This is a genomic window from Pseudomonas sp. MWU13-2105 (assembly GCF_023242315.1).
In the GTDB taxonomy this organism is placed as follows: domain Bacteria; phylum Pseudomonadota; class Gammaproteobacteria; order Pseudomonadales; family Pseudomonadaceae; genus Aquipseudomonas.
In genome coordinates, this window is record NZ_JALLIY010000022.1 from 1 (window position 1) to 22990 (window position 22990).

The 22990-nt window shown below is 61.8% G+C and carries 20 protein-coding genes; 10 read left to right on the forward strand and 10 right to left on the reverse strand.

Going from position 1 to position 22990, the window contains the following annotated elements; genetic code table 11:
* From M5B96_RS27255 to M5B96_RS27290, 8 genes are all read left to right on the forward strand, one after another.
* Positions 1-551 (forward strand): amino acid permease (locus tag M5B96_RS27255; protein ID WP_248800069.1); only part of this gene is annotated, 551 nt, incomplete at its 5' end.
* A gap of 259 nt (positions 552-810) precedes the next feature.
* Positions 811-2205: an ethanolamine ammonia-lyase subunit EutB gene (locus tag M5B96_RS27260; protein ID WP_248800070.1), complete on the forward strand. Its 1395-nt coding sequence runs from the start codon at positions 811-813 to the stop codon at positions 2203-2205.
* On the forward strand, positions 2202-3032 hold the full coding sequence (gene eutC / locus M5B96_RS27265; protein ID WP_248800071.1) for an ethanolamine ammonia-lyase subunit EutC: 831 nt from the start codon (positions 2202-2204) through the stop codon (positions 3030-3032). Before M5B96_RS27260 ends, eutC begins: the two co-directional genes overlap by 4 nt.
* Before the next feature lie 103 nt (positions 3033-3135).
* Positions 3136-3594: a GNAT family N-acetyltransferase gene (locus M5B96_RS27270; protein ID WP_248800072.1), complete on the forward strand. Its 459-nt coding sequence runs from the start codon at positions 3136-3138 to the stop codon at positions 3592-3594.
* A 280-nt stretch (positions 3595-3874) separates the two neighbouring features.
* A complete protein-coding gene (locus M5B96_RS27275) occupies positions 3875-4531 on the forward strand; it encodes a DedA family protein (protein ID WP_248800073.1) in 657 nt (218 codons plus the stop codon).
* Positions 4532-4535: 4 nt separating this feature from the next.
* Positions 4536-5348, forward strand: coding sequence for a zinc-dependent peptidase (locus M5B96_RS27280; RefSeq protein WP_248800074.1), 813 nt, complete (start codon positions 4536-4538; stop codon positions 5346-5348).
* A 268-nt stretch (positions 5349-5616) separates the two neighbouring features.
* Positions 5617-6144: an inorganic diphosphatase gene (ppa, locus tag M5B96_RS27285; protein WP_248800075.1), complete on the forward strand. Its 528-nt coding sequence runs from the start codon at positions 5617-5619 to the stop codon at positions 6142-6144.
* Positions 6145-6372: 228 nt separating this feature from the next.
* Positions 6373-7131: a helix-turn-helix transcriptional regulator gene (locus tag M5B96_RS27290; RefSeq protein WP_248800076.1), complete on the forward strand. Its 759-nt coding sequence runs from the start codon at positions 6373-6375 to the stop codon at positions 7129-7131.
* Positions 7132-7464: 333 nt separating this feature from the next.
* Here the strand turns inward: M5B96_RS27290 and M5B96_RS27295 are convergent, their stop codons facing one another.
* Positions 7465-11190 (reverse strand): ATP-binding protein, encoded by a 3726-nt coding sequence (locus tag M5B96_RS27295; RefSeq protein WP_248800077.1) that lies wholly within the window; start codon positions 11188-11190, stop codon positions 7465-7467.
* A 24-nt stretch (positions 11191-11214) separates the two neighbouring features.
* Positions 11215-12309 carry an ABC transporter substrate-binding protein gene (locus tag M5B96_RS27300; protein ID WP_248800078.1) on the reverse strand — a complete coding sequence of 365 codons (1095 nt, stop codon included), beginning with the start codon at positions 12307-12309 and terminating at the stop codon, positions 11215-11217.
* 398 nt (positions 12310-12707) lie between these two features.
* Between M5B96_RS27300 and M5B96_RS27305 the strand changes: the two genes are divergently transcribed.
* Together M5B96_RS27305 and M5B96_RS27310 are read left to right on the forward strand one after the other, a co-directional pair.
* Complete coding sequence (locus tag M5B96_RS27305) at positions 12708-13340, forward strand: hypothetical protein (protein ID WP_248800079.1); 633 nt, start codon at positions 12708-12710, stop codon at positions 13338-13340.
* Positions 13341-13855: 515 nt separating this feature from the next.
* Positions 13856-15007, forward strand: a complete 1152-nt coding sequence (locus tag M5B96_RS27310) for a GGDEF domain-containing protein (protein WP_248800080.1) — start codon at positions 13856-13858, stop codon at positions 15005-15007.
* A gap of 155 nt (positions 15008-15162) precedes the next feature.
* Here the strand turns inward: M5B96_RS27310 and M5B96_RS27315 are convergent, their stop codons facing one another.
* From M5B96_RS27315 to urtA, 8 genes are all read right to left on the reverse strand, one after another.
* Positions 15163-16206 carry an aliphatic amidase gene (locus tag M5B96_RS27315; RefSeq protein WP_248800081.1) on the reverse strand — a complete coding sequence of 348 codons (1044 nt, stop codon included), beginning with the start codon at positions 16204-16206 and terminating at the stop codon, positions 15163-15165.
* A gap of 14 nt (positions 16207-16220) precedes the next feature.
* On the reverse strand, positions 16221-16565 hold the full coding sequence (locus M5B96_RS27320; RefSeq protein WP_248800082.1) for an FmdB family zinc ribbon protein: 345 nt from the start codon (positions 16563-16565) through the stop codon (positions 16221-16223).
* Positions 16566-16594: 29 nt separating this feature from the next.
* A complete protein-coding gene (gene fmdA / locus M5B96_RS27325) occupies positions 16595-17824 on the reverse strand; it encodes a formamidase (protein WP_248800083.1) in 1230 nt (409 codons plus the stop codon).
* Between the two features lie 107 nt (positions 17825-17931).
* On the reverse strand, positions 17932-18621 hold the full coding sequence (gene urtE / locus M5B96_RS27330; RefSeq protein ID WP_248800084.1) for an urea ABC transporter ATP-binding subunit UrtE: 690 nt from the start codon (positions 18619-18621) through the stop codon (positions 17932-17934).
* Positions 18622-18631: 10 nt separating this feature from the next.
* The gene (urtD, locus tag M5B96_RS27335) at positions 18632-19390 is read right to left on the reverse strand and encodes an urea ABC transporter ATP-binding protein UrtD (RefSeq protein WP_248800085.1); all 759 of its coding nucleotides are present in this window, start codon (positions 19388-19390) and stop codon (positions 18632-18634) included.
* Positions 19387-20574 (reverse strand): urea ABC transporter permease subunit UrtC, encoded by a 1188-nt coding sequence (gene urtC, locus M5B96_RS27340; protein WP_248800086.1) that lies wholly within the window; start codon positions 20572-20574, stop codon positions 19387-19389. Before urtC ends, urtD begins: the two co-directional genes overlap by 4 nt.
* Before the next feature lie 10 nt (positions 20575-20584).
* Positions 20585-21502 (reverse strand): urea ABC transporter permease subunit UrtB, encoded by a 918-nt coding sequence (gene urtB / locus M5B96_RS27345; protein WP_191486389.1) that lies wholly within the window; start codon positions 21500-21502, stop codon positions 20585-20587.
* Positions 21503-21643: 141 nt separating this feature from the next.
* Positions 21644-22888 carry an urea ABC transporter substrate-binding protein gene (urtA, locus tag M5B96_RS27350; protein ID WP_191486390.1) on the reverse strand — a complete coding sequence of 415 codons (1245 nt, stop codon included), beginning with the start codon at positions 22886-22888 and terminating at the stop codon, positions 21644-21646.
* Positions 22889-22990: the final 102 nt, after the last annotated feature.

Here is a 22990-nt window from a genome sequence, read left to right on the forward strand (position 1 = left end):
ATAACTCCAGCTGGATGCACATGTTGGTGTGGATCGGCCTGTTCGGCCTGGTGGCGAGCTTTCACGGCATCATCCTCGGCTACTCGCGGCAGTTCTTCGCCCTGGCCCGGGCCGGTTACCTGCCGCGTTCGCTGGCCAAACTGTCACGTTTCCAGACCCCGCACCGGGCCATCCTGGCCGGCGGCGTGGTCGGCATCGCAGCGATCTACAGCGACGGGCTGGTCAACCTGCAAGGCATGAGCCTGACGGCGGCGATGATCACCATGTCGGTATTCGGCGCCATCGTGATGTACATCATCAGCATGCTGAGCCTGTTCAAGCTGCGTAAAACCGAGCCGAACCTGGAACGCAGCTTCCGCGCGCCAGGCTACCCGATCGTCCCGGGGATCGCCCTGGTCCTGGCGGTGGTCTGCCTGATCGCGATGGCCTGGTTCAACACCCTGATCGGCCTGATCTTCCTTGGCTTCATGGCGGTGGGCTTTATCTACTTCCAGTTGACCGCCAGCCAGCGCTCGGACGCGCCGGCGGACGCTATGCTCACAGGTAACTGATTGCACCAGCACGGGGCGTCAATCCGGGCGCCCCGCACTACAAAATTACGACGCCACCCCTGTGGCGAGGGGGCTTGCCCCCGCTGGGTCGCGAAGCGGCCCTGAAACCAGCGACTGCGCTGTATCAGGCAGAACGGACGCTCAGCGTTTACGACTGCTACGCAGCCGAGCGTGGCGGTGCGGCGTTCCGACAAGCCCACTCGCCACATTGGTTGTCTGCTTCCACAGAAACCGTTCAGACTCAAGAGGACACCGCACCATGGCCACATTCGCCCATTCCGTCGGCGCCCAGACCTATCGCTTCGACAGCCTCAAGGACGTCATGGCCAAGGCCAGCCCGGCCCGCTCCGGGGATTTCCTGGCCGGCGTCGCCGCCCTCAATGACGGCGAACGGGTCGCGGCGCAGATGGCCCTGGCCAATATTCCGCTCAAGCATTTCCTCGAGGAAATGCTGATCCCCTACGAATCCGACGAAGTCACCCGGCTGATCGTCGACACCCATGACAAACAGGCCTTCGCCGTCGTCAGCCACCTGACCGTCGGCGGCCTGCGCGACTGGCTGCTCAGCGACGCCGCCGACGAACAGAGCCTGCGCGCCCTGGCCCCGGGCCTGACCCCGGAAATGGCCGCCGCCGTGTCGAAGATCATGCGCGTCCAGGACCTGGTGCTGGTGGCGCAAAAAATCCGCGTGGTGACCAAGTTCCGCGGCACCCTGGGCCTGCGCGGCCGGCTGTCGACCCGCCTGCAACCCAACCACCCCACCGACGATCCGGCCGGCATCGCCGCCAGCGTCCTCGACGGCCTGCTCTACGGCAACGGCGACGCGATGATCGGCATCAACCCGGCCACCGACAGCCTGAGCTCGATCTGCGACCTGCTGAACATGCTCGATGCCGTGATCAAGCGTTACGAAATCCCCACCCAGGCCTGCATGCTGACCCATGTCACCACCTCCATCGAGGCGATCAACCGCGGCGTGCCGCTGGACCTGGTGTTCCAGTCGATTGCCGGCACCGAAGCGGCCAACGCCAGTTTCGGCATCAACCTGAACGTCCTGCAGGAAGGCTATGACGCCGGCCTGAGCCTGAATCGCGGCACCCTCGGGCAGAACCTGATGTATTTCGAAACCGGCCAGGGCAGCGCGCTGTCGGCCAACGCCCACTTCGGCGTCGACCAGCAGACCTGCGAAACCCGCGCCTACGCCGTGGCCCGGCATTTCAAGCCATTCCTGGTCAACACCGTGGTCGGTTTTATCGGCCCGGAATACCTCTACAACGGCAAGCAGATCATCCGCGCCGGCCTCGAAGACCACTTCTGTGGCAAGCTGCTGGGCGTGCCCATGGGCTGCGACATCTGCTATACCAACCACGCCGAAGCCGACCAGGACGACATGGACACCCTGCTGACCCTGCTGGGTGTGGCCGGGATCAACTTCATCATGGGCATTCCCGGTTCCGACGACATCATGCTCAACTACCAGACCACCTCGTTCCACGATGCCCTGTACGCCCGCCAGACCCTGGGCCTGAAGCCCGCGCCGGAGTTCGAGCAATGGCTGGCGAAGATGGGCATCTTTACCCAGGCCGATGGCAAGGTGCATTTCGGCAACAGCCTGCCCCCGGCATTTCGCCAGGCGCTGGCGCAGCTCGGATGAACGACATGGCCAACGAAATCGACAACGACAACCCCTGGCTGCAACTGCGCCGCCTGACCCCGGCGCGTATCGCCCTGGGTCGCACCGGCACCAGCCTGACCACCAGCGCGCAACTGGATTTCCAGTTCGCCCACGCCCAGGCCCGCGACGCCGTGCACCTGCCGTTCGACCACACCGGCTTGAGTGCGCAACTCGCCGAGCGCGGTCGGGAAACCTTGCTGCTGCACAGTGCCGCCGACGACCGCCACAGCTACCTGCAACGCCCGGACCTGGGCCGCAAGCTCAACGCCGCCTCGGCGCAGTTGCTCAAGGAACATGCGGCCGCCCACCCGGGCGGGGTTGACCTGGCCATTATCGTTGCCGACGGCCTGTCGGCGCTGGCAGTGCATCGGCACACCCTGCCCTTCCTCGCCCGCCTGGAGGAACAGATCCAGGCCGAAGGCTGGTCGACGTCGCCAGTGATCCTGGTGGAACAGGGCCGGGTTGCGGTGGCCGACGAAATCGGCGAATTGCTCGGGGCGAAAATGACCGTGATCCTGATCGGCGAGCGCCCGGGCCTGAGCTCGCCGGACAGCCTGGGTATGTATTTCACCTATAATCCAAAAGTCGGCCTGACCGACGCCTACCGCAACTGCATCTCCAACGTACGCCTGGAGGGCATGAGTTACGGCATGGCCGCGCACAAACTGCTGTACCTGATGAAAGAAGCCTGCCGCCGACAATTATCGGGGGTCAATCTCAAGGACGAGGCTCAAGTGCAAACGCTGGAGAGTGAATCGGATGTCCATTCAAACGGCAACTTCCTACTGAGCCCGCCCCAAGAATGACCGTCATCCGGATTGCGCTTTTCCCGCGCTTTGGGCAGCATCGACGCTGCGGCTGCCCGAGTGAACCGTTTGCCGTCATATCCACGAAGTTGAGGCCTGATCTATGCGGATTACTCAAGCGACCCTGGAACATCTGGACCTGCTGACGCCCCTGTTCGTCAAATACCGTGAATTCTACGGTGCCTTGCCCTTCCCTGATTCATCGCGCAACTTCCTGGAAAAACGCCTACGGCGCAAAGAGTCGGTGATTTACCTGGCCCTGCCGGACGATGACGACAGCAAGCTGCTCGGTTTCTGCCAATTGTATCCAAGCTTTTCTTCGCTCTCGCTCAAGCGGGTGTGGATCCTCAACGACATCTACGTCGCCGAGGATGCCCGCCGCCAGCTGGTGGCCGACAACCTGATGCGCATGGCGAAGAAAATGGCCCGTGAGACCCACGCCGTTCGTCTGCGCGTGTCCACCAGCAGCAACAACCTGGTGGCACAGAAAACCTACGAATCCATTGGTTTTCGCGAAGACAGCGAATTCAAGAACTACGTATTGCCGATCGACGACAAATAACCGCCATACGCGCCTGTAGGCGCTGGCTTGTCGGGACGCCGCACCGCAGCGATCGCGTTGGTGAACCTCACATCGCGATCACCGGCGCTCTCGCAGACTTGCGCACAGCCTTTGCTCGACATCCCCCGCTACAAACTCAGCAGGCAGAAATCTCCCCAACTCTTATAATCCCGCTTTCCCACGGAATGTACGAAAAAACTACATTCCCTGTAGTTAACTACGTATATCTATTTTCCTTGCACGGGTCCGCCGAGTCGGACCGTTCACACAGGTGCCACCCATGGATTTCAACCCGATCGACATAGTCCTGCATCTCGATGTCTACCTCGACATGCTGGTGAACAACTACGGGCCCTGGATCTACGCCATCCTGTTCCTGGTGATCTTCTGCGAAACCGGCCTGGTGGTGATGCCGTTCCTGCCGGGTGATTCGCTGCTGTTCATCGCCGGCGCGGTGGCCGCGGGCGGTGGCATGGACCCGGTGCTGCTGGCCGGCCTGCTGATGCTGGCGGCGATTCTCGGCGACAGCACCAACTACATCATCGGCCGAACGGCGGGCGAGAAACTCTTCAGCAACCCGAACTCGAAGATCTTCCGTCGCGACTACCTGCAAAAGACCCACGACTTCTACGACCGCCATGGCGGCAAGACCGTGACCCTGGCGCGCTTCCTGCCGATCCTGCGGACCTTTGCACCGTTCGTCGCCGGCGTAGGCAAAATGCCCTACCCACGCTTCTTCCTGTTCAGCCTCCTGGGCACTGTGCTCTGGGTCGGCGGCCTGGTCACCCTGGGTTATTTCTTCGGCAACGTACCGTTCATCAAGAAAAACCTGTCGCTGCTGGTGGTCGGCATCATCCTGCTGTCGCTGCTGCCGATGATCATCGGCGTGCTTCGCAGCCGCTTCGGCAACGCCGCGTCCAAAGCCGGCACCCACTGATCCCGTGTGGTCGCTGAGTGCCTGGCGTCGTCGGCGAACCCTGGCCCGCCATCCGGTTGCCGATGAAACCTGGCAACGGGTCCGCGAACACCTGAGTTTCCTCGACGGCCTGAGCGACGTCGAGGATCGCTGGCTGCGCGAACACAGCGTGCTGTTCCTCGATGACAAGCACCTGAGTGCCTTGCCGGGCGTGGAACTGGACCAGGAGCGCCGCCTGCTGCTGGCGGCCCAGGCGCAACTGCCGCTGCTGCACCTGGGGGAGTTGAACTGGTACCAGGGTTTCCATGAAATCGTCCTCTACCCGGACGACTTCCTCAGCCCCCAGCGCCATCGCGACGCCAGCGGCGTGGAGCACGAATGGGATGCCGAGCACAGCGGCGAAGCCTGGCAACAGGGCCCGATCATCCTCGCGTGGCCCGGCGTACAGGCCAGCGGCGGCTGGGAAGGCTACAACCTGGTGATCCACGAACTGGCGCACAAGCTCGACATGCTCAGCGGCAGCGCCAACGGCCTGCCACCCTTGCACGGCGACATGCGCGTGGGCGACTGGGCCAAGGTCATGCAACACGCCTACGACGACCTCAATCGCCAGCTGGACCGCAACCCCGATGCCGACACCGCGATTGATCCTTATGCCGCGGAAAACCCGGCGGAATTCTTCGCGGTGACCAGCGAATATTTCTTCAGTGCCCCGGATATCCTGGCCACGGCCTACCCACAGGTCTATGAGCAATTGCGCGCGTTCTACCGCCAGGACCCACTGGCGCGGCTGCGGCATCTGCAAGCCCACGACCCGCGGTATCAGACTAAAGACTAACGCCGAAATCCCGGCCACAGCCTTGCCCTTGTGGGAGCGGAGCTTGCCCGCGAAGACTTCCTCAAGACCGCTAAAAGCTTCGCGGGCAAGCTCCGCTCCCACATGTCCCACAGTGATTACCATCGCGCGCCGGCTCGTTTCCCAGAATTCCGCGGCGCCTCCGCACGTCCTGTGACCCGTGGCATCGCCCCCGGAATATGCCTATAATCCCGCCACTTTTTGGTCAAACCGGCCAAGTTTTCTGATCAACCAACGGGGGCATCGCCCAATGAGCTACAGCAAGATTCCGGCTGGTAAAGACCTGCCGAACGACATCTACGTCGCGATCGAGATTCCGGCCAACCACGCGCCGATCAAATACGAAATCGACAAAGACAGCGATTGCCTGTTCGTTGACCGGTTCATGGCCACCCCGATGTTCTACCCGGCCAACTACGGTTTCATCCCCAACACCCTGGCTGACGACGGCGACCCCCTCGACGTGCTGGTCGTGACCCCGTACCCGGTTGCGCCAGGCTCGGTCATCCGTGCCCGTCCGGTCGGCATCCTGCACATGACCGACGACGGCGGCGGCGACGCCAAGGTCCTCGCGGTGCCGCACGACAAGCTGTCGCAGCTGTACGTCGACGTGAAGGAATACACCGACCTGCCAGCGCTGCTGCTGGAGCAGATCAAGCACTTCTTCGAGAACTACAAGGATCTCGAAAAAGGCAAGTGGGTGAAAATCGAAGGTTGGGGCAATGCCGAAGCCGCCCGTGCCGAAATCCTGAAGTCGGTCGCCGCTTACAAGGGCTGATCCGCCGCGCCCTGGCGCGAATTGAAGAACCCCGGCTTGCCGGGGTTTTTTTGTGCTCGTTTACCAATAAACAAACAAGAGTTTTAATGAATAAACACAATGATTCAGATTCAGCTATTTGAGTGTAGGAGCTCTGAACAAGCCCAATCAGTTCGTGTGCTTTTCGGAACAATTTTTGAACACCTCGTTTATTTAAACAGGTGTAGCACGCCAGTAAACTCCGTATTCATGAATACATCAGGCGATCGCTTAAGGGCCCTCCTGCGGGAGTGCCACCTATCTGCTTCGGACTTCGCAGCCAACCGGCAAGTGACACCGCAGCACGTCAACAACTGGTTCAAGCGCGGCATACCCATGGCGCGACTGGACGAGATAGCCGAGCTGTTGTGCGTCAATAGCCGCTGGCTGCGCACCGGCGACGGGGCCAAGCACCCGTGTGGTTCGGCCGCCGAGGCGGAGGGTGAACGCGAGCATCTGCCCGCCCATGATCAGGAACCTTACTCAGCTCGCGACGATCTCGCGGCCACCGAGCGCAACGACGTGCAGGTGCCGCTGTACAAGGAGACGCCAGCGGCCCACGGGTCGAGCCAGACCCAGGTTGCAATCATGCCCGGGCGCAAGGTACGCCTGCCCTATCGTATCCTCCAGGCCATGGGCGTCGAGCCGGACCAGGCGATCTGCGCGCCCATGACCGGTAACAGCATGGCGGAAAAGATCCAGGACGGTTCCACCATTGCCATCGACCGCAGCTTGACCCAGGTGGTGGACGGCGAGATGTACGCACTGGAGCACGACGGCATGTTGCGGGTGAAGTATGTCTACCGCCTGCCGGCGGGGGCCTTGCGGCTGCGTAGCCACAATAGTGCCGAGTATCCGGACGAAGTGTTCAGCGCGGAGCAGCTCGAGGCACAGAGCGTGCGGATACTGGGTTGGGTGTTCTGGTGGTCGACGCTGAACAAGCGACGGCCGCCGGTGCCATCGAAATAGGGGACAAGATCCCCTGTTGTCTGAAAACGACAGCTCTGGCGTGTGCTTTTCGCTGGGAATCTGTCGTAAATGCCGGTATCCTGCGCGGCACATTTGGGTAGCGTCCTGCTTGCAGCAGGCCAGATTGCCCACGACACGGCGCGAGACAACTGCGCGGTGTCCCACAACCAGATTTGCTCTGGATGTACGTTTTGAAGGCGAGTGAGGCTTACCAAAAATAAGTCAAACCCGTCCCCGAGAAGCCGGCCACAAGCCGGCTTTTTAATGCCTGTTTGAAAGGTATTCTATCTTCTGAAATCCGCTGCGGATGCGTCATCACCTGCCAGTTCGCGCTCATTCTGCTCGATACTCGGCATCAACGGGAATATCGAGGGTGAAGGTCGTGCCCTGTCCAGCCCCGTCGCTGTGCACAGTCAAGCTACCGCCCATTTCCTGCGCGGCCAGCGCGCAGCTGTGCAGGCCGAAACCGTGTCCGTTCTTACGCGTGGTGAAGCCATGCGAGAAAATGCGAACCAGGTTTTCCGGCGTAATCCCGTCGCCGTTGTCGGCCACCGTGATGCGCAATACTGGCCCGTCGGCGAGGGCGGCGCCGAGCGTGATACTCGGGCTGCGATCAACCACGGCGTCCAATGCCTGCTTGGCGTTGCGGATCAGGTTCAGCAGAATCTGCAGTATCCGATGCCGGTCCAGCTGCAGCAGGGGCAAGTCGGCAACCTCCTTGACCACCGTCACCTCGTGGCGCGCCAGTGATCCGGCATTCATGCGCAGGGCATCATCGATTAATTCCTCGACCGGCACTGTCTCGACGACATTGACGTTACCGGCATGGGACTGCTGGGCAGCGACGATGCTCTTGATATGGTTGATGCCCTTGGTAAGCTGCTCCAGTTCTTCGATGATGCCCTGCTGCTCCGCCGTCACCACCACTGCCAGTCTGAGCAGGTATTCGGGCAACATCTTTCCTTTCTGGTCGCCGGTGAGAAAATCGCTCAGATCATGGACGTGTTCGTTCATCAGATGAGCCACCCTGGTCAGTCCCTGCGTCTTGGAGGCGCGCATCTGGCTACTGATCACATCGGCCGAGACATTCACGCTGTTGAGCACGTTACCGATGTTGTGCAGCACATTATTGGCGATCTCGGCCATGCCAGCCTGACGGGATTTTGCATGCAGTTCAGTTTGTATCTGGCTCATGCGTAGCGCCGCGCGTATGCGAGCCTTGAGCTCCAGCGGCGAGAAGGGTTTGGCGATATAGTCGTCGGCGCCGCTCTCCAGCCCGGAGACGCTGGCCTCACTGCCGCCGCGGGCGGTCAACAGGATCACGGGTAAATGGGCGAAACCGGCGCTGGACTTGATTCTGGCGGTCAGACCAAAGCCGTCGAGTTTCGGCATCATCACATCCGAGACGACGACATCGATGGAGCGACGCTGCAGGAGTGCCCAGGCCTGCTCTCCATCCGCTGCGGTGGCGACGACGTAGTCGTTGTGCAAAAGCTCGCTGAGGTAGCTGAGCATTTCCGGACTGTCGTCGACCAGCAGTACTCGGGATCGCAAGGCCTGTTCCGGATGCGGCTCGTCGCCTGTAGCCTCGTCCGTTGAAGGTCGCTCGTTGCTACTGCCGGAGTGGCCGTCGTCGAAACGCAGGTGGCGTTGCTCGGTACTGCTTGTCGTGCTCGCTGACGACCGCTCGTGCAGATTGCCGGCTTCGGCCGGCACGGTGTTTTGCTCTGCCCCCAGCGGAAATCGAACAAAGAAGCACGAACCCCGTCCGGGTTCGCTGTTGACGCCGACCTCACCGCCCATCAGTTCGACCAGATCCTTGACCAGGGCGAGACCGATGCCTGTGCCGCTGTAGTGGCGCGTGGCCGAGTTGTCGATCTGGGAAAACCGCTGGAACAGCAGCGCTAGTTTGTCAGGCGCAATGCCAATGCCCGAGTCCTGCACCGCGAGTTCAAAGCGCTCGCCATCGAGCGGAGTCACCGCCAAGTGCACGCTGCCGCCAGCGGGCGTGAACTTGATGGCATTGCTCACCAGGTTGAGAAGTATCTTCTCGAAGTGCCGGGGGTCCAGGAACACCGTGCCGAGCGCGGGATCGATGTACCAGGTCAAGGTGCAGCCCTTGCCCTCGGCCACCATGGCGGCATCGTCGGCCAGCACCCCAACCGTCTTGTTCAAGTCAACTGGCGCCGGACACAACTCAAACTTGCCCGCTTCGGCCTTGGAGAAATCGAGAATGTCGTTCACCCGGTTCAGCAAGCGCAGCGCGTTGCGCTGGACGCGGTCGAGTTGCGCATGCCAGTCCGTCGGCGGCGCGCCCGCCGCCGTAAGCTGCTCCAGAGGGGCGAGAATGAGGGTCAGGGGGGTGCGCAGTTCGTGGCTGACCGTGGCGACGAAATCGCTCTTTGCCTGGTTCGCCGCCTCGGCCTGGTTGCGCGCCTGAATGAGTTCGACGGCCTGCGCCTCCAGCACCTCGGTCTGCTGGTGCAGTGCGTCGGTCCGTTCGGCGACCATTCTCTCCAAAGAGGCCTGGACCTGCTGTCGTTCCGCTTCGGCCTCGGCCTCCAGTACCCGGATACGCAGGGCATTTTCCTGGAACACCCGGACGGCGCGGGTCATGATCCCTATCTCGTCGCCGCGTTCGGCGCTGGCGATCTCGGCGTTCAGGTCGCCGGCCGCAAGCCGGCGCATGACCGAGGCCAGGACCACGATGGGTTGCGCGACAAAGCGCGACGTGCTCCAGGCAATGGCGCCGGCCAGCAGGATGGCGACGGTGCCGGCGATCACCGTTGCCAGCATGCCGCGATCATTGTGGACCACTGCGTCGGAGCGCGCTTCGCCGGCGAAGCGCGCGACCAGTTGGCCGGCACTTCGCGCCTCGTTGCGCACCTGATCGCGCGCGGCGCTCAAAGAGTCGCTCGCCTGATGGAACTTGACGAATGCTGCCCGGTAGCCAGCAATCTGGTCGTAGACCGAGAGGGGCGCGGCTTGGGTTTGCAATCCTCCGGGCGAGGGAAGAACGCGGGAGAGCCGGGAGAGCTCATCGAGGAGGTCGCCGACGAAGCCGGCGACCTCGGCCGATGGTGACAGGCGGAACGACAGGGTCTGCGCCTCCAGGGTGGCGACGCGCTCGGCGAAACGCTTGGACAACGCGGAGGCATTGTGCAGCAAACCGGTTGCGGCCTGAATGTCGTTTGCGTCATGAGCCACGTGTTCGCTCGCTTCGCCCAGCATCGCCTCAAGACGCTCGAGCGTATCCCCGACAACGGCGAGATGCTGCAAGGTCTCGCTGCCCCGGAGCCTGGGGGCCTCGCCAAGGTGCTCGACCGCCAGCCTGGCTGCGGCGACCGCGGCGGTCAACTGATCCAGGGTCTCTCCCGCCTGCGACGCGTCCATCACCTCGCGCAATTGCTCGACCACGGGCGGGAGGGCCGCGCAGGCGGCGCGCGCTCCGGTGGCGGCGGCCCCATCATCGGTCGCCAATACCTTGGCCACATTGGCGACGACGACCCGTTCGCCGTTGCGCAGGATATCCAGGATGCGATGGGCGCTTTCGATGTTGCTGACCCGCACCTCATGATCGGCGATGCGGGAGTCAAGCCCCTTCAGCCCATCGGCGATACCCTGTTCGACGAGGATCGTCGCCTCTCGCATTCGGCCATAATGGTCGGTCATGTTCTCCGTTTCGCCATCCATGGTCAGGGTCGCCGCCCGCAAGGTGGCGATCGCTTCGGCAAGTCTCTCCAGACTGCCCTTGAGCGACTCCGCCTCCGCCGCCGGAATCGTGGTGAGGCCGGCGATGGCGGTCGCCACCATGGCTTCGGCCTGGGACAGGCTTTCCTGGTCACGGGTGGCGATAAAGTTTTCCACCCGCCCGGTGGCCGCGTTGACCGAGGCCAGGATCTCCGCGGAATGGCTGGCGGAATCCACCGCACGTTCCATGCCCCGCAGCCCGTAGAGGTCCACCAGCGATACCGTCAGCATCAGGAGCACCAGTGCGGCGACCGCCAGCCCGATCCTGACGGCAATAGGCCTGTCCCTGGCGGGTTTGAATGCCAACATGGAGCCTCGCCTCCTCACTCCCCGCTACGGCTTCGCAACCTTCGGCAGAGGCATCGGCGTATGGTTGGTGGCGGCGTCGATCATCGCCACGACGGAGGCTTGGCTGTAGGAGGGATTGGCGGCGGCACCCACCGGCATGGTGGCGAGCCAGGTATCCAGGTCTTTCGCATCGATACGTACCAGCGGTACCTCGACGAACTTCGGCACCTGCTTACCCGCCAGAATCTGCTGGGCCACCCAGAAACCCACCTGGGAAACACTCGGGGAGGCAGAAACCGAGACGGTTTCATAGCCGTTGGCATCGCGTTCCTGTTTCCACAGGGCGAGTTCGTCCTGACGGTTGCCCATCACGATGATTGGCAAGGGGCGTCCCGCAGCCTTGAATGCCAGGGCCGCGCCATAACCGTCACCGCCCTGAGTAGCGACGGCATCGATGCTCGGCAGCGACGGCAGCGCCAGCGCCACCTCCTTGCGTGCGACGGAAGCCGTCCAGTTCCCGTACACGGTCTTGGCGAACTTCAGACCCGGGTAGTCGCCAGCAGCCTTGTGAATACCGTCGCTGATGTTTTGATCGGTGGCATCGCCGGCAATACCGCGGATCTCCAGCAGCGTACCGTTGCCCTTGAGGCGCTCGGCGATATAGTCCATTTCCACGCGGCCCATGGCGGACCAGTCGTAGTCCACCGTATAGACGCAGCGCTCGGTCACCAGGCTGGCCATGACCACCACCACGATACCGGCGTTACAGGCATCCTGGATCACCCCATTGAGGGCTGTGTCGGATGCGGCCAGGATGACGATGGCGTTGACGCCCTGGACGATCAGATCCTGGATATGCGCCGCCTGTTCCGACGCCGAGTTGTTGGCACTGACCACCGGTGCCTCCTGGATCAAGCCATCCTTTTTGGCTGTGGCCGCAACCTCCTGCCAGTTGCGCACCATCACCTTGCGAAAATCGCTGCCCGCGTAGGAGTTGCTGAAGGCGATGCGTTTGCTTGCGGTAGGGCCATTGGCGATGCCGCCGTCGGCAGCCTGGGCCGTAATGGCGGCAAGCATCGCCAGCCCGGTCAGGCCGCCGACGAAGCGGCGCAAGATTTTCTCGATCGATTTGGCGTTCATGCTGTTCTCCATCGGGCTTGGGATTTACCACCGGCACCTGCCGACCGCCTCGAACGACTGCTGGATCCGGTTTGAAGCAGGTCGCTCTTCGATCACCAGAATTGCAGCGTCAGTGGGGGATCGGCACTATGCGGCTAAAATAGTGGTACCGCCTGCTGGCCGGATCCCGGGAGGCGCTATCGATAAAGGCAATGGGGTATAGCTGGATATGAAGCGCTAAATACATACGGACTCCTTCCTGGACGGCCGACAACTGGAAAAAGTGCAGTGTTTACATTAGGGCTGAGCATAGTCTCAACGCTCCCGCCGCGTTGGGAAAATGACGTCAACCTGGATTCTTTCCGCAAATAGTGGATGGCCCGTGTACCGAAGTGCTTGGCGTTGAGCGGCAGGCAGGCGTGACTATCGTTCTCGCGGACTGCCAGCGAATGCGGGTTGTCGCCGGGCAGCTTGATCCCGTCCGTGGCGGCCTCAAGGGCAATCCTGGCCATGACTTTGTGCTCGGATTCAGTCGGAATCAGCGTCAGGAACGGCGGCTCGTCGGCATTGTTGGCGACAATCACAATATGGGCCTGCGGATCGGAGGCTATCTCGTCAACTCGGAATTTTCCGCCGGTGGCATCAGCGACTCACGGGCAAGATCGGAGTGCGGTTTGGCCAGGTGTATCGCTCATGCCTTTATCTCTCGTGTTTTTTGGTTCAGCCTTCGCGATGTATACCGTCACTTTCATGACTCAGGCCTTACACAAAGTGACATAGACCTCACCAAGCTCCTCCTCGAAATTTTCCTCTATAAAATAGCTCCCATCTTTTACAAAAATAGTCGGATGAAACAGCTTGCTAAAAAACAGATAAAAATCATTACTTATGGCGTTCGTCCTCATCACCATATAAAGATATTCGAATTTCGAGAGACTTCGCCCCTCATTGGCTTTCAAAAAAGCCCCATACCCCTGGGTGTCTTTCTGTTCATCCGTCACTTGGGAAACTCCTCCGGCTTTACAGCACGTACTTGCGGGCCACCTGGGTAACTCTTTCCACTGGGGGACACATTGAGTTCATTAAACCTCACGTTCGGACGCGGGATTCCACCATGCTCCTTTCCCGATCCCCAGGCGCCATAAAGCGCACCCTTGCCAATTGCCGGATGGGTATGGAACGCGTTGGCAAAAAGCTGCGTTCGTCCTGGATGGCCTGCAGCACCGCCGCTTCGGCACGTTCCTTCAACGGTCATTCACTCCTTGAGAGGGACCGACAGGAACAGAAAATCAGGTGTTCGGCCCAGTTGCCGAAGCTTACGGTCGAGGCCAAAAGAAAGTGCCCGCATTGGATGCCAGACAACTCAACACTATCTGTAGGATCTTGGCGCTAAGGCCCGCTCAACAAGCAGGCACCCCCTCGGAGATCCCGCTACAATCCCGCCGAGAGATTGCCAAGATGCTCGCTCACGTGCCAAATCCTGCTTTCCAACTCGCGGTGTGCCCTGGCACCCACCGCCGCCGTCCCGGGCGATCCCCGGTCACCGGCTGAACTGGGTTGCCTGAACATGACACTGCTGCACATCCCGACCCTGCTGCTGGTCTCGGTCTTCATCTTCTGCCTGATGGGGCTGCTGAGCCTGCACGCCTGGCTGCGTGAAACCCGCGAACGCTGCCTCGCCTACCTGGGCAGCATGATGTTGCTGGCGTCCCTCGGCATCCTGCTGGTGAGCTTGCGTGGCCTGGGCGTCGACTTTGTGCCGCTGGTGGTCGGCAACGTGGTCCTGTTGCTCAGCGCTGCCATGAACTGGACCGCCATGCGCGTGTTTGCCGGACGCCCGCCTTCAGTGCCGGGCATGCTCGCGGGTGCGGCGACCTGGCTGGCGCTGTGCCTGCTGCCAGGCTTCTTCGAATCGCTGCCATTGCGGGTGGCCGCCTACTCGGCGCTGGCAGCCGGCTACGGCGGGCTGACCCTGCTGGAGTTCTGGCGGAGCCGGCACAGCCTCGAAGCGTCCTATCTGCCCGCGTTGACCCTGACGGCGCTGAATACCCTGTTCTACTGCGTGCGGATCTTTACCGATACCGGCATCGGCCTGGAGCAGGCAAACGCGGGCAGCGGCGAAGGTGTGCCGTTCTTCTCCTTCATGCTGTTCGAATCCATGCTCTACATAGTCGGGATCGGCTACGTGACCCTGGCCATGGTCAAGGAGCGCGCCGAACGCCAGCTCAAGGCGGCGGCCTATAGCGATCCCCTGACCGGCATCGGCAACCGGCGATCGTTCATGCTCAAGAGTGAAAAACTGCTGGCCGACTGCAAACGGCGCAAGACGGCGGCGGCACTGCTGCTCTGCGACCTGGATCACTTCAAGCACCTGAACGACACCTTCGGCCATGCGGTGGGCGACCAGGCGCTGATCGCCTTCGGCCGGGTAACGACACAGATCCTGCGCCCGGCGGATGTGTTCGGGCGCATTGGCGGCGAAGAGTTTGCCTGTGTGCTGGGCGACAGCGACGCAGCCAGCGCATTGGCAGTGGCGGAGCGAATTCGCGCCGCGTTTGCCGGGCTGACGCTGCTGGAGCCCGGTTTTCTCAGTGTGAGCATCGGGCTGGTGGCCACGGAGGAGTCGGGGTACGAGCTTTCGCGGTTGCTGTCGGTGGCGGATGAGGCGCTTTATGAGGCCAAGGGAAAAGGCCGCAATCGGGTGGAGGTGGCTTGCTAGCCGGACGTGCGTCCCTACGGAGATACCCGCAGCCACCGATCCCGCAGCGTAACCATCATCTGCCCACCCCCAGTGCCGGCCAGCTGGCAATCGGCAATCGCCGATTCCAGTTCGGGCTGTTCCAAGGCGCAGACCTGCTGGATCGATGACATGCTTCAGCCCGCGGTCTTTTCTTTACCAGCGTGAGGCAATTGCCCGACCGGACAATCCGCCACGCCCACCGTGCGCCGGGTGATGTTCTCCACATTCTCCCTGGCCTTGCGCGCATCCAGGACCCAGGTGCGGTAGAACTCGAACGGACAGTCGGCGATGCCCTTGTCGCCATCGCCGGAATCGTAGATCCCGGTGTAGCCACGGTGCAGCAGCTTGAACAGATGGTTCTGCGACTGATCGTTGGCCCGGGCATCGCGGATCTGCGAGATCGACAGCTGGGCGTACTGGATGCCCATTTCCTCTTCCCCACACTCGCCCAGGGTCCGGCCATCGAAACCGATGATCGCCGAGTGCCCGAAGTACGAATACACCCCATCGAAACCGGCGGCGTTGGCCACCGCGACATAGCAGTTATTGGCCCAGGCCATGCTCTTGGACATCTGCACCTGTTGCTCCTTGGCCGGGTACATATAGCCCTGGCAGCGGACGATCAGTTCCGCGCCCTTCATCGCACAGTCGCGCCAGATCTCCGGGTAGTTGCCGTCGTCGCAGATGATCAGGCTGATCTTCATGCCCTTGGGGCCGTCGCAGACATAGGTGCGATCGCCGGGGTACCAACCCTCGATGGGGCACCAGGGAATGCATTTGCGATAGCGCTGGACGATCCGCCCCTGATTGTCGATCAGCACCAGGGTGTTGTAGGGCGCCTTGTGCGGATGTTCCTCGTGGCGCTCGCCGGTCAGGGAAAACACGCCCCAGGTATTGGCCTCGCGGCAGGCCGCGGAAAAGATCGCGGTTTCTTCGCCGGGAATCGTCGCGGCGGTGGCCATCATCTCATCATGGTCATAGAGGATGCCCATGGTGCTGTACTCGGGGAACACCACCAGGTCCATACCCGGCAGCCCCTGTTTCATGCCCTTGATCACCTCGGCGATCTTGCGGGCATTGTCGATGACCTCGGCCTTGCTGTGCAGGCGCGGCATCTTGTAGTTCACGACAGCAACACCGACGGTATCCGGGCTGCTGGAAATATCGCCATGGCGCATGAAGAACACCTCTGTCAGTGACTGATCATCCAGGGCCGAGGCCCGGTCTTGCTCTTGAGTCCGAGGGGATTGGCCTTGCTTGGCGCCACCGGTTTGCTTGGCGCGCAGCAACCGCAGCCCTTGGGATGGCGGCGCTGCTGGAACTCGGCGACGGTCTGCGGGGCGTGAGCGCTGCGCTCGTTGGTGGCGATGGCCTGGCGCTGGCTGCTCGACAGGCAGTTCAAGGCCGGTGCCGATAACTGCAGGCCACCGCCAGCGCCGCCGCAATAGGGGCACTGGCAAGGCTCATGGCGCTGATTCATCGGCCGCAACATCGTGAATGTACCGCAGGCCTGGCACTGGTATTCGTAGGTCGGCATGTTGGGTCCTCCGGAGCGTTGATGGCGTGTTACAGATCGGGCGCGATGGGCAGGTCGATGCTGCCGTCCAGGTGCTTGATCGGACCGTTGGCGTCGGGGTTGATATCGAAGTCGAAGATCTCGGTCGGCAGCCACAAGGTCGCGCAGGCGTTGGGGATATCCACCACGCCGCTGATATGGCCCTGCACCGGCGCCGAGCCCAGCAAGGCATAACCCTGGGCCGGGGAGTAGCCGAACTTGGTCAGGTAGTTGATCGCGTTGAGACAGGCCTGGCGGTAGGCGACGTTGACGTCGAGGTAGTGCTGCTGGCCACTCTCGTCCACCGAGATGCCTTCGAAGATCAGGTAGTTCTTGTAATTCGGGGTGATCGGGCTGGGCTTGAACACCGGGTTCTTGATCCCGTACTTGGCCATGCCGCCCTTGATCAGCTCGACCTTCATGTGCACCCAGCCGGCCATCTCGATGGCGCCGCAAAAGGTGATCTCGCCGTCGCCCTGGCTGAAGTGCAAATCGCCCACCGACAAGCCGGCGCCATTGACGTAGACCGGGAAGAAAATCTTCGAACCGCGGGACAGATCCTTGATATCGCAGTTACCGCCATGCTCGCGCGGCGGCACGGTGCGGGCGCCGGTGGTGGCGGCGTCATCGCGGGCCTGGCCCTTGAGTTTGCCCATATGCGCGGTGGCGGCCAGTGGCGCGTTGGCCAGGGGCGGTACGCGGGTCGGGTTGGTGTCGATCAGTTCCTGCTCGCGACGGTTCCAGTCGGCGAGCATCACCGGGTCAGGCAGGCAACCGATCAGGCCGGGGTGGATCAAGCCGGCGAAGTTGACCCCGGGGATATGCCGCGAGCTGGTGAACATGCCTTTGAAATCCCAGATGGCTTTCTGCGCGCTGGGGAAATGGTCGGTGAGAAAGCCGCCGCCGTTCTGCCGCGAGAAGAAACCGTTGAAGCCCCACTGCGAGTCGGCCTTGGCGCCGATGTCCAGCAGGTCGACTACCAGCAGGTCACCGGGTTCGGCGCCGTGTACGCCGACCGGGCCGGAGAGGTAGTGCACGGTGGAGAGGTCGATATCGCGCACGTCGGAAGCGTCATCGTTGTTCTTGATCGCCCCGGCGGTCCAGTCGTAGGTTTCGAGGATGAAGTCATCCCCCGGCTTGACCCAGCAGGCCATCGGGATATCCGGATGCCAGCGGTTGTGGATCTGCTCGTTCTCGGTGGCGGGCTGGTTGAGGTCGACTTTGATCAAGGTATCGGTCATGGCAAAGCTCCTGGACAGTAGGGATGTACAGCGTTGCTGGCAGTCTCGAATGGCGGCGCGAATCGGCCAATACGTCGGATGACGTAGCTCCCACAGGACGGCGGTGTCTAGACGGAGAGGTAGCGGCTGATGGTCGCTTCGTCGACCTTGTCGCGGGTTTCCTCGATGACGAAACGCCCCTTCTCGATCACCAGGAAGCGGTCGGCGATTTCCAGGGTGAAGGACAGCACCTGCTCCGAAACCACGATGGTCAAATCCCGCAAATTGCGGATCTCCTTCAGGGTCCGGGCGATGTCCTTGATGATCGACGGCTGGATGCCCTCGGTAGGTTCGTCCAGCAACAGCACCTTGGGATTGGTCGCCAGCGCCCGGGCAATCGCCAGTTGTTGCTGTTGCCCGCCCGAAAGGTTGCCGCCCTTGCGCGAGCGCATGTCGTGGAGCACCGGGAACAATGCATAGAGGTCTTCCGGCACCTGGCCCCGGGCCGAAGCCGGCAAGCCGGTCTGGATATTTTCCAGCACCGTCATGCTGGGAAAGATCATCCGTCCCTGGGGCACATAGGCGATGCCGTGCTCGACCCGCTCATGGGTCTCAAGGCTGGAGACCTCGCACCCATCGACACTGACCTGCCCGCCCCACTGCGGGAGAATGCCCATCAGGCTCTTGAACAGCGTGGTCTTGCCCATGCCGTTGCGCCCCATCACGGCGACGATTTCCTGCTTGGCCACAACCAGGTCGAGGTCGTGGAGGATCTGGCTCTGGCCGTAGCCACAGGACAGCTTGTTGACGTTGAACATGCCTGCTTCCTCAGTGGCCCAGATAGACTTCGATGACTTTCGGATTGTTCTGCACCGACTCCATGCTGCCCTCGGCCAGCACCTTGCCCTGGTGCAGCACCGTGACCTTGTGGGCGATGCTCTTGACGAACTCCATGTCGTGCTCGATCACCAGCACCGAACGGCCCTGGCTGATGCGCTTGAGCAACTCGGCGGTCTGCACCCGCTCGTTGACGCTCATCCCGGCGACCGGTTCGTCGAGCATCAACAGGTCGGGGTTCTGCATCAGCAACATGCCGATCTCCAGCCACTGTTTCTGGCCGTGGGAAAGCAGGTCGGCCTGTTGCTCCAGCAAGTCGCCGAGAAAGATCTCCCGGGCCACCTCCTCCACCCGGGCAATCACCGCCGCACTGCGCTTGAAGAACAAAGCGCTGAACACCTTGCGGCCCGCCGGATAGGACATCTCCAGGTTCTCGAACACCGTGAGGTTTTCGTAGATCGACGGGTTCTGGAATTTGCGCCCGACCCCGGCGCGAACGATGTTGTACTCGTGCATCTTGGTCAGCTCTTTCCCGTCGAACTGGATACTGCCGCTGGTGGCGCGGGTCTTGCCGCAGATCAGGTCGAGCACCGTGGTCTTGCCGGCGCCGTTGGGCCCGATCACCACCCGCACCTCATTGCGGTCGATATACAGGTTGAGGTTATCCACTGCCTTGAAACCATCGAAGGACACCGTCAGCCCTTCGATGGCGAGCACCGGTTTATTCATCTGAAAACCGATGGCGGTCATGGCTGTGTCTCCAGGGAAGGACGTTCAGGGGCCGGGGCTTTCGCTTCGGTAAGCAGCGCTTGCGGCACCGACGCGACCAGCGGTTGTGAGCCAGAAGAACGCCGCAGCAATCGACTCAGGGCCTGGCGACCATGGCTGTCCCAAAGTCCGGCCAACCCATTGGGGAAGTACATGACCACGGCAATGAACAGTCCGCCCATCAGGTACAGCCACAGCTCGGGAAAGGACTCGGAGAAATAGGTCTTGCCGTAGTTCACCAGCAAGGCTCCGTACACCGCGCCGAGCAACGACATACGCCCGCCGACCGCGGTAAAGATCACCATCTCGATGGACGGCACGATGCCGACGAACGACGGTGACATGAAGCCCACCTGCAAGGCGAACATCGCGCCGCCAATCGCCGAGAAACCGGCGGCAATGCAGAACACGAAGATCTTGAAGGTCGCCACGTCATAACCGGAGAAGCGCACCCGCTCCTCCTTGTCGCGCATCGCCATCAGCAAGCGGCCCAGCTTGGACGCGAGGACAAAACGACCGATGAAAATGCAGCCGAACAGCAATCCCGCATTGATGAAGTACAGCAGCAGCTTGGCGCTGTCGCTGCGCAGGTCCCAACCGAGCAGGGTCTTGAGATCGGTGATGCCATTGACCCCGCCGCTCAAGCCCTGCTGGCCGACAATCAGCACCGTGAGAATCAGCGCGATGGCCTGGGTGACGATGGAGAAATACACATCCCCGACCCGTCGTTTGAACAGCGCCATGCCGATGATAAAAGCCAGCAGCACCGGCACCAGGATCACCGCCAACAGCGTGAAGCTGAAACTGTGAAACGGCACCCAGAGCCACGGCAGTTCGGTGATCTGGTTCCAGTCCATAAAGTCCGGAATGCCCGGCGTGGTCTGGATCTTGGTGCTGAGCGGATCGGAGGCTTCGAGCTTGAGAAACATCGCCATGCAGTAGCCGCCGACACCGAAAAACACCCCCTGCCCGAGGCTGAGAATGCCGCCATAGCCCCAGCACAACACCAGGCCGACGGCGACAAACGCGTAGGTCAGGTATTTGCCGACCATGTTCAGGCGGAAGGCATCCAGGGTCAGAGGGAACACCACGAAAATCAGCAGCGCCAACAGCGCCACGCCGAGCAGGTTCGGCTTGCCCGCCAGCATCTTGTCTAGAACGTTCATCGGCTCGCCTCTACTTGCGCACTTTGATGGAGAACAGCCCTTGGGGGCGCAGCATCAGGATCAGGATGACCCCGGACAGGGTCAGCACCTTGGCCATCGAGCCGCTGAGGAAAAACTCCGAGATCGATTGGGTCTGGGCAATCACGAAGGCCGACGCGATGGTGCCGAACAGGCTTTGCGCACCGCCGAAAACCACCACCAGGAAGGTGTCGACGATGTACTGCGAGCCGGCGGTGGGCCCGGTGGAACCGATGGTGGTGAAGGCCGCGCCGGCCACCCCGGCCACCCCGCAACCCAGGGCGAAGGTCATGCGATCGACCTTGCGGGTATTGATGCCCACGGCCCGGCTCATCAGCCGGTTCTGCACCGTGGCCCGTACGTGCAGGCCCCAGCGCGAGCGGTAGAGCAGGACAAAAATCCCCGCCGTCAGCAACAAGGTCAGGGCCATCATGAACAGGCCGTTGCGCGGGATCTCGATGGCGTCGGTGAGGTTGAACGAACCCATCAGCCACTCCGGTGGCGTGGCACTGACTTCACGGGCGCCGAACACCGAACGGAAGGTCTGCTGCATGACCAGGGACAGGCCCCAGGTGGCCAGCAGCGTGTCCAGCGGGCGCTTGTAGAGGCGGCTGATCATCGCCCACTCCACCAGCCAGCCGATGGCGCCGGCGACCAGGAAAGACAGGGCGATGGCGAAGAAAAAATAGTAGGGCTGGAACGCCGGAGCGAAATGGCTGGTCAGGCTCGAACAGACATAGGTGGTGTAGGCACCGATGGTGAGGAACTCGCCGTGGGCCATATTGATGACCCCCATTTGCCCGAAGATGATCGCCAGCCCCAGTGCCATCAACAGCAGCACGCAGAACACGGACAAGCCGTTGAACCCCTGCATGGCCGCGATGGCACCAAATTCCGATAGCCATTCCATGATGATGGTCTCCTGTTGGGAGGTAGAAATAAAAAACCGCATTGCCGGCAAGCCAGCCCCTACAGATAGGTGCTCCACAACAAAGGTTTCGTCGTACCCGGCCTCTGTAGGAGCCAGCTTGCTGGCGATAGCGGTCGAGCGTTATTGGTAACCTTTAGGGAACGGATTCGGTTCAATCAGACCGGACTCGTAGACCACCTTGAACTGACCATTGGGCTGCACTTCACCGATGCGGGTCTTGCTCCACAGGTGATGGTTTTCGTGCACTTTCACGTAGCCTTCAGGCGCGGTTTTCAACTCGATGCCTGGCGAGGCCGCGACCACTTTGTCGACATCGAAGCTACCCGCCTTCTCCACCGCCGCCTTCCACAACCACGGGCCGAGGTAAGCCGCCTGGGTCACGTCGCCGATCACCGCGTCCTTGCCGTACTTGGCCTTGAAGGCTTCGACGAAGGCTTTGTTGTTCGGGTTGTCCAAACTCTGGAAGTACTTCATCGAGGCATAGAAACCGGCCATGTTCTCGCCGCCGATACCCAGCAGTTCGTCTTCGGTCACCGACAGGGTGAGCAAGGTCTGCTTGGAGGAATTGACGCCCGCCGCATTCAGTTGCTTGTAGAACGCCACGTTGGAACCACCGACCACGGCGGCAAACACCACATCAGGTTTCTTCAGCTTGACCTTGTTGATCAGCGAGCCGAACTGGGTGTTGCCCAGCGGGTAGTAGTCCTCCCCGACCACGGTGCCGTGCAGCACGTTTTCAATATGCTTGCGGGCGATCTTCATCGAGGTGCGTGGCCAGATGTAATCCGAACCCACCAGGTAGAAAGTCTTGGCGCCCTTGGTCTTGGCGATCCAGTCGAGGCTGGCGAGGATTTGCTGAGTGGCTTCCTGGCCGGTGTAGATCACGTTCTTCGACTGCTCCAGCCCTTCATAGAAAGTCGGGTAGTAGAGCAGGCCGTTTTCCTTCTCGAAGATCGGCAGCACGGCCTTGCGCGAGGCCGAGGTCCAGCAGCCGAACACCGTTGCCACCTTGTCGTTGACCAGCAGCTTCTTGGCCTTCTCGGCGAAGGTCGGCCAGTCGGAGGCGCCGTCTTCCTGGATCACCTTGATCTGCCGACCGAGGATGCCGCCCGAAGCGTTGATCTGTTCGATGGCCAGACGTTCGGCCTGGATCGAACCGGTTTCGGAAATCGCCATGGTGCCGGTGGCCGAGTGCAACTGGCCGACGGTGACTTCGGTCGGGGTCACGGCCAGGCCGGTGCTATTGGCCTCGTCCGCCATGACCCCCTGGCTGAACACACTGGCGGCCAGTAACGACAGGGCCGCCGCTCCCAGCGCCAGACGGCGCGGCAACAGACCTTGGGTGCGGATCAATCGTGGTTCCATGCTGCTACTCCTCTGCGGTGGCGCTGCGGGTTCGCCTCGGGGGCGGCCAGCAACGGTGATGGCATCAGCATGGCGGCGAGGAGCAGTGGCCGGTATACGCAG